A 7,002-nucleotide genomic window follows, 5' to 3' on the forward strand; every position below is an offset into this window, starting at 1 on the left:
CTGGGCATGCGCACCGACCCTCAGCGCAAAACTGCGGCGTGGCCACTGGTTTGGGTGTATGCCATCCTGATTGTTTACGCCAGTTTGTACCCCTTTGACCAATGGCGGTTTCAGGGCATTGCACCTTGGGTGTACCTGACCGCGCCATTGCCCCGTTATTGGACGGGTTTTGACGTGCTGTCCAATGTGTTGGGTTACGCGCCATTCGGGTTTTTGTTGGCTTTGGCATTGCACCGCACCCGGCCTGAATGGCCTGCGGTGCTCATGGCGACGACCGCAGCCGCGGTTTTGTCCTTGACGTTGGAGTCCATCCAAATGTTTTTGCCCGTGCGGGTGCCCTCTAACGTCGACGCCGCCCTGAACATGGCCGGGGCGCTGGCCGGGGCCACAACGGCGCGTGCTTTGGCTTGGGCGGGCTGGATGGACCGGTGGAGCCGTTTTCGCGACCGCTGGTTCGTGCCCGATTCGAGTGGGGCGCTGGCCTTGTTGGCGGTTTGGCCCTTGGCCTTGTTGTTTCCCGCCCCGGTGACGTTCGGTCTGGGCCAAGTGCTCGAGCGCTTGGAAGCTTTCTTGGCCCATGTGCTGGAGGACTCGGCGATGCTGGAGTGGCTGCCTCTGCGAGAAATAGAACTGCAGCCTTTGCTGCCCATCAGTGAGATTTTGTGCGTGGCCATCGGCCTGCTGCTGCCGTGCGCCTTGGCCTACGGTGTGGTGCGGCTGTGGCGTCAACGCGTTGTGGTCGCTGTGCTGTCGGTGCTGATCGGGTTTTTGGCCAGCGCTTTGTCGGCTGCGCTCACCTATGGCCCCGCCCACACCTGGGATTGGGTCACTTCCGAAGTTTGGGCCGGTTTGGCTGTCGCGGTGCTCGGGATGGCGGCCTTGTCTTTTTGCACCGCTCGGGTGTGCTGGGTGTTGGCCTTGGCCGCCCTGGTTTGGCAGCTCAGCTTGCTCAACAACGCTTCGGCCGACGCCTACTTTGTCCTGACTTTGCAAACCTGGGAGCAAGGCCGCTTCATCCGCTTCCATGGTCTGAGCCAGTGGCTGGGCTGGTTGTGGCCTTATGCTTTGCTGCTGTATTTGGTCAATCGCCTTTCTTCCAGTTCCCCTACAGACCCTTTGTGATGAGGGTCACCCTAAAATTCCGCCATGACCACGCCAACCCACAGCCCCTATTTCAAGCGCCACATCTTCTTTTGCTTGAACGAGCGCAAGAACAACGAGGCTTGCTGCGCCCAGCAAGGTGCGCAAGATGCTTTTGACCACTGCAAAGCCCAAGTGAAAGCTTTGGGTTTGGCCGGCCCGGGCGAGGTCCGCGTCAACAAAGCCGGTTGTTTGGACCGTTGTTCAGGGGGGCCGGTGGCTGTCGTCTATCCCGAAGGCGTTTGGTACACCTATGTGGACAAAGCCGACATCGATGAAATTGTGACGTCCCACCTGAAGAACGGCCAGGTGGTGACGCGCTTGGTCACGCCCGGGCATTTGGGGCGCTGATGAACGCGGCGACACAGTCGTTGACCTTGCAGGGAAAAGCCGGGGCCATTGAAGCCTTGCTGGACACCCCGAGCGACTTGGCCGTCGTGGGCACGGCCGTGATTGCCCACCCCCACCCCTTGTTTGGTGGCACCATGCAAAACAAGGTGGTGCAGACCATGGCCAGGGCTTTTGTCCAGTGTGGCTGGCAAGCCGTGCGCTTCAATTTCCGGGGCGTTGGGGCCAGCGCGGGCACTTACGACGAGGGCCGAGGCGAGGCTGAGGACATGCTGGCGCTGGTGGGGCAAGTGGCCACGCAAGGCCCCCTGGCCTTGGCCGGGTTCTCGTTTGGCGCGTTTGTCACCAGCCACGTGGCGCAGAGCTTGGCCGCTGTGCGCAGCTTGGACAAACTGGTGCTGGTGGGAACGGCCGCCTCTCGGTTTGATGTCGCGCCCGTGGCCCCGGAACTGCATGACCGAACCTTGGTGCTGCATGGCGAGCGAGACGATACAGTCCCATTGGCCAGCGTGATGGATTGGGCGCGGCCGCAATCCCTTCCCGTGACCGTGATTCCCGGTGTCGAGCATTTTTTCCACGGCCAGTTGCCTTTGCTCAAAAGCTTGGTGGCCCGACACCTTCGCGCCTGATTCCCGTAGCGGCCCATAAAGGGCTGCTCAAGTTCCTCTTCCAACGTCATGTCCTCATATTTCAAACATTTTGCTGTGGCCTTTGGGTTGTGGCTTGCCTGCAATGTCCAGGCGCAGATGCCGCAGCCGCCAGAGGTCGCCGCCAAGGCTTATTTGTTGATCGATGTCACCGCCAACCAGGTCTTGGCGGCCAAAGACCCGGACATGGCCGTGGAGCCAGCGTCCTTGACCAAGCTCATGACGGCTTATTTGGTGTTTGACGCCCTCAAATCCAGAAAAATCGACTTGAAACAGACCTTGCCTGTGTCTGAGAGGGCCTGGAAGATGCCTGGCTCGCGCATGTTTCTAGATCCCAAAATGCGGGTGCCGGTCGAGGATTTGATCAAGGGCATGGTTGTGCAGTCTGGCAACGACGCGACGGTGGCCTTGGCCGAGGGGGTGGGCGGCAGCGTGGAGCGCTTTGTTCAAATGATGAACGAGCAGACCCAGGTCTTGGGCATGAAAAACACCAGCTACCGCAACCCAGAGGGCCTGAACGAGGCGGGGCACACCACCACCGCGCGTGACCTCGGTCTGCTGGCGACCCGCCTGATGCGGGACTTTCCGGAATATGTGCCTTATTACGCGATCAAAAAGTACCGCTACGAAGGCACACCAGCAGCCAATGACAGCAACCGCAATTTGTTGTTGTTTCGGGATGCCACGGTGGACGGTTTGAGCACAGGCCAGACCAAGGCGGCCGGTTATTGCTTGGTGGCCACGGCCAAAAGGGATTTTCCGAATGTGGCAGCCCGTCGCTTGTTGTCGGTGGTGCTGGGGGCTGACAGTGAGAACGCCCGCGCCAATGAAAGCCAAAAGTTGCTCAATTGGGGGTACAGCGCATTCGATGCGGTCAAGTTGTTTGACGCCGGCCAGCCGGTCCTGAGCCCCAGTGTCTGGCAAGGCAAGTCGCCTGTGGTGAAGTTGGGCTCGTTTCAGCCCCTGGTGGTGGCGGTCCCTTCCGGCACGGCCGCCCAGATCAAAACCCAGGTGGCGCGTCCCGATCCGTTGGTGGCTCCCTTTGCCAAAGGGCAAAAGGTGGGCAGTTTGAAGGTCTTGCGAGCCGAGCAGTTGTTGTTCGAGGTGCCCTTGGTGGCTTTGGAGCCCGTAGAACAAGCAGGTGTTCTGGGCCGTGCCTGGGATGCGCTGCGCCTGTGGATCAAGTGAATTTCGGTCTTTGGGCACCCTCGATGTGTGGATAACTTGCCCTCGGTCCCTCAGGCGGTTATACTGGCGGGCTTTTCCGCTTTTGGGGCGGAGAAGTTTCTTTTGTCAAATTCAAACGTTTAGGGACGTTACAAACAATGCCAACCATCAATCAATTGGTGCGTCAGGGGCGCGAGGTCGAAACGATCAAGTCCAAAAGCCCTGCGATGCAAAACTCTCCACAGCGTCGTGGTGTCTGCACCCGTGTGTACACCACAACGCCTAAAAAGCCTAACTCCGCTCTGCGTAAAGTTGCCAAAGTGCGCTTGACCAACGGTTTTGAGGTCATCTCCTACATCGGCGGTGAAGGCCACAACCTGCAAGAACACTCTGTGGTTCTGGTGCGCGGTGGTCGTGTCAAAGACTTGCCAGGTGTGCGTTACCACATCGTGCGCGGTTCGCTGGACTTGCAAGGCGTGAAAGACCGCAAGCAGTCTCGCTCCAAGTACGGTGCGAAGAAGCCAAAAGCCAAGTAAGCCCTTTGGGGTTGAAATTTTTCGGTGCTGTATCCCGCGTGGCGCGGTGATTCAGCGAAGTGACCCGAAGCCCGGAATTGTCCAGGTGGGTCGAGTAAGTGAGTTGTTTTGAATAACACTCGCGGTGTCTGAAAAGATGCCAACTGAAGCAATATGAGGTGAAATATGCCACGTCGTCGCGAAGTCCCTAAACGTGAAATCCTGCCGGATCCCAAGTTCGGTAATGTCGAATTGTCCAAGTTCATGAACGTGATCATGGAAGGCGGCAAAAAAGCTGTTGCCGAGCGCATCATTTACGGTGCCCTCGAAAACATGGAAAAGAAAACAGGCAAAGACCCTGTTGAGTTGTTCTCCATTGCCATCAACAACGTCAAGCCCATGGTGGAAGTGAAATCCCGCCGCGTGGGTGGTGCGAACTACCAGGTGCCTGTTGAAGTGCGCCCAGTTCGCCGCTTGGCGCTGTCGATGCGTTGGATCAAAGAAGCCGCTCGCAAGCGCGGTGAAAAGTCCATGGCCCTGCGTTTGGCCAACGAACTGCTCGAGGCCAACGAAGGCCGTGGCGGCGCCATGAAAAAGCGTGACGAAGTTCACCGCATGGCCGAAGCCAACAAGGCGTTCTCGCACTTCCGCTTCTGATTCACAAGGGTTTCACAAAGAAGCCCGACACTGTCAGAAGCTGGCCCGCTGGCCCCAAAAGGGGTGGCGGGCTTTGGTATTTAATCATTGGAGAAATAAATGGCTCGCACCACCCCCATCGAGCGCTATCGCAACATTGGTATCTCGGCGCACATTGACGCTGGCAAGACCACAACGACTGAGCGTATTCTTTTTTATACCGGCGTGAATCACAAAATTGGTGAAGTGCACGACGGCGCCGCCACCATGGACTGGATGGAGCAGGAGCAAGAGCGTGGCATCACGATCACCTCCGCTGCCACCACCTGCTTCTGGAAAGGCATGGACGGCTCTTTCGAAGACCACCGCATCAACATCATCGACACCCCCGGTCACGTGGACTTCACCATTGAAGTTGAGCGTTCGATGCGCGTGCTGGACGGTGCTTGCATGGTTTACTGTGCTGTGGGCGGCGTGCAGCCCCAGTCTGAAACCGTGTGGCGTCAGGCCAACAAGTACAAAGTGCCACGTTTGGCCTTTGTGAACAAGATGGACCGCACCGGTGCCAACTTCTTCAAAGTTGTGGAGCAGATGAAGTTGCGCCTGAAGGCCAACCCCGTGCCGATCGTGATCCCAATTGGCGCTGAAGAAAACTTCACCGGCGTGGTCGATCTGCGCAAGATGAAGGCCATCATCTGGGACGAAGCTTCTCAGGGCATGAAGTTCACGTTCGAAGAAATTCCTGCTGACTTGGTTGAATTGGCCAAAGAGTGGCGCGAGAAGATGGTGGAAGCTGCTGCTGAAGCCTCCGAAGAGCTGATGAACAAGTACCTCGAAGAAGGCGACTTGACCGAAGAAGAAATCACCCACGGCCTGCGCGTTCGCACCATCAACAGCGAAATCCAGCCGATGTTGTGCGGTACAGCGTTCAAGAACAAAGGCGTTCAGCGCATGCTGGATGCGGTTCTCGAATTGATGCCTTCGCCACTGGACGTGAAAGCGATCAAGGGTTACGACGAAGAAGAGCAGGAAATCACCCGCAAAGCCGACGACGATGAGAAGTTCTCTGCGTTGGCCTTCAAGTTGATGACCGATCCGTTCGTGGGTCAGTTGACTTTCGTTCGCGTGTACTCCGGCGTTCTGAAAAAGGGCGACACCGTCTACAACGCGGTGCGCGGCAAGAAAGAGCGTATCGGCCGTATCGTGCAGATGCACGCCAACAACCGTGAAGAAGTTGACGAGATCCGTGCAGGCGACATCGCTGCTTGCGTGGGCCTGAAAGACGTCACCACCGGCGAAACATTGTGCGATCCAAACGCCGTGATCACACTCGAGCGCATGGTGTTCCCTGACTCTGTGATCCGTCAAGCGGTGGAGCCCAAGACCAAAGCCGACCAGGAAAAAATGGGCATTGCCTTGTCCCGACTGGCTGCTGAAGATCCTTCTTTCCGCGTGCAAACCGACGAAGAGTCGGGCCAGACCATCATTGGTGGTCAGGGCGAATTGCACCTGGAAATCATTGTCGACCGCATGAAGCGTGAATTCGGTGTGGAAGCCAACGTCGGCAAGCCTCAAGTGGCTTACCGCGAAACCATCCGCAAGACCGTGGACGAAGCCGAAGGCAAGTTCGTGCGTCAGTCCGGTGGTAAGGGTCAATACGGTCACGTGGTTCTGAAGGTCGAGCCACAAGAGCCAGGCAAGGGCTTTGAATTCGTCGACGCCATCAAGGGCGGTGTGGTTCCTCGCGAATACATCCCTGCGGTGGAAAAGGGCGTGATCGAAGCTTTGGGTCAAGGCGTGTTGGCGGGTTACCCCGTGGTGGACGTCAAGGTCACGCTGCACTTTGGTTCGTACCACGATGTGGACTCGAACGAAATGGCCTTCAAGATGGCCGCCATCTTTGGTTTCAAAGAAGGTTGCCGCAAAGCCCAGCCCGTGATTCTGGAGCCCATGATGGCTGTGGAAGTCGAGACCCCTGAAGACTACGCCGGTAACGTGATGGGCGACTTGTCCTCACGCCGCGGCATGGTCCAGGGTATGGACGACATGGTCGGTGGCGGCAAGGCCATCAAGGCCGAAGTGCCATTGTCCGAAATGTTCGGTTACTCGACCACCCTGCGCTCCATGTCGCAAGGCCGTGCAACGTACACGATGGAATTCAAGCACTACGCTGAAGCCCCACGTAACGTGGCCGAAGCCATTGTGGCTTCACGCGCGAAGTAAAGACAAGTGTGCCGGACCAAATTCGCCTGCGAATTTGATCCGTCACTTCTGACTAGAAAGAGTCAGATCTGAAAGTTCAGAAACTGTCTGCGATCAAGTGCCACTCTGTGCCCGTGCGGAGTGATCAAGCAACCTGATGCAAACATAAAACCAACACACGGGCATTGCTCTTTTTAAGGATTGAAAAATGGCTAAGGAAAAATTCGAACGGACCAAACCCCACGTGAACGTGGGCACCATCGGTCACGTTGACCACGGCAAGACCACCCTGACTGCCGCCATCACCACCGTGTTGGCTGCCAAGTTCGGCGGTGCTGCCAAAGCGT

8 protein-coding genes are annotated in these 7,002 nt (G+C 57.6%); all 8 read left to right on the plus strand.

Features of this window, described 5'->3' with window-relative positions; all coding sequences use genetic code 11:
- The first annotated feature begins 6 nt into the window (after nucleotides 1-6).
- Nucleotides 7-1,122 carry a VanZ family protein gene (locus B9Z31_RS04350; protein WP_100118313.1) on the plus strand — a complete coding sequence of 372 codons (1,116 nt, stop codon included), beginning with the start codon at nucleotides 7-9 and terminating at the stop codon, nucleotides 1,120-1,122.
- A 24-nt stretch (nucleotides 1,123-1,146) separates the two neighbouring features.
- Nucleotides 1,147-1,491 (plus strand): ferredoxin, encoded by a 345-nt coding sequence (locus B9Z31_RS04355; RefSeq protein WP_100118314.1) that lies wholly within the window; start codon nucleotides 1,147-1,149, stop codon nucleotides 1,489-1,491.
- A complete protein-coding gene (locus B9Z31_RS04360) occupies nucleotides 1,491-2,117 on the plus strand; it encodes an alpha/beta hydrolase (protein ID WP_100118315.1) in 627 nt (208 codons plus the stop codon). The genes B9Z31_RS04355 and B9Z31_RS04360 overlap by 1 nt, the downstream gene beginning before the upstream one ends.
- Before the next feature lie 117 nt (nucleotides 2,118-2,234).
- A complete protein-coding gene (locus tag B9Z31_RS04365) occupies nucleotides 2,235-3,323 on the plus strand; it encodes a D-alanyl-D-alanine carboxypeptidase family protein (protein WP_233200727.1) in 1,089 nt (362 codons plus the stop codon).
- A 137-nt stretch (nucleotides 3,324-3,460) separates the two neighbouring features.
- Nucleotides 3,461-3,838, plus strand: a complete 378-nt coding sequence (gene rpsL, locus B9Z31_RS04370; RefSeq protein WP_011466063.1) for a 30S ribosomal protein S12 — start codon at nucleotides 3,461-3,463, stop codon at nucleotides 3,836-3,838.
- Nucleotides 3,839-4,003: 165 nt separating this feature from the next.
- Entirely contained in the window at nucleotides 4,004-4,474 is a 471-nt protein-coding gene (gene rpsG, locus B9Z31_RS04375; protein ID WP_019426275.1) for a 30S ribosomal protein S7, read from the plus strand.
- Nucleotides 4,475-4,573: 99 nt separating this feature from the next.
- Nucleotides 4,574-6,676, plus strand: a complete 2,103-nt coding sequence (gene fusA / locus B9Z31_RS04380) for an elongation factor G (protein ID WP_100118317.1) — start codon at nucleotides 4,574-4,576, stop codon at nucleotides 6,674-6,676.
- 187 nt (nucleotides 6,677-6,863) lie between these two features.
- The coding region (locus B9Z31_RS04385; protein WP_233200730.1) for a GTP-binding protein at nucleotides 6,864-7,002 on the plus strand (139 nt) is incomplete at its 3' end.

The organism is Limnohabitans sp. G3-2 (genome assembly GCF_002778275.1).
Lineage (GTDB): Bacteria > Pseudomonadota > Gammaproteobacteria > Burkholderiales > Burkholderiaceae_C > Limnohabitans_A.

Excerpts from the sequence above, each read along its gene's own strand:
- fusA (WP_100118317.1), top strand. The coding sequence starts at position 4,574 with ATGGCTCGCACCACCCCCATCGAGCGCTATCGCAACATTGGTATCTCG.
- rpsL (WP_011466063.1), top strand. The coding sequence starts at position 3,461 with ATGCCAACCATCAATCAATTGGTGCGTCAGGGGCGCGAGGTCGAAACG.
- B9Z31_RS04365 (WP_233200727.1), top strand. The coding sequence starts at position 2,235 with ATGCCGCAGCCGCCAGAGGTCGCCGCCAAGGCTTATTTGTTGATCGAT.
- B9Z31_RS04360 (WP_100118315.1), top strand. The coding sequence starts at position 1,491 with ATGAACGCGGCGACACAGTCGTTGACCTTGCAGGGAAAAGCCGGGGCC.
- B9Z31_RS04350 (WP_100118313.1), top strand. The coding sequence starts at position 7 with ATGCGCACCGACCCTCAGCGCAAAACTGCGGCGTGGCCACTGGTTTGG.
- B9Z31_RS04355 (WP_100118314.1), top strand. The coding sequence starts at position 1,147 with ATGACCACGCCAACCCACAGCCCCTATTTCAAGCGCCACATCTTCTTT.
- rpsG (WP_019426275.1), top strand. The coding sequence starts at position 4,004 with ATGCCACGTCGTCGCGAAGTCCCTAAACGTGAAATCCTGCCGGATCCC.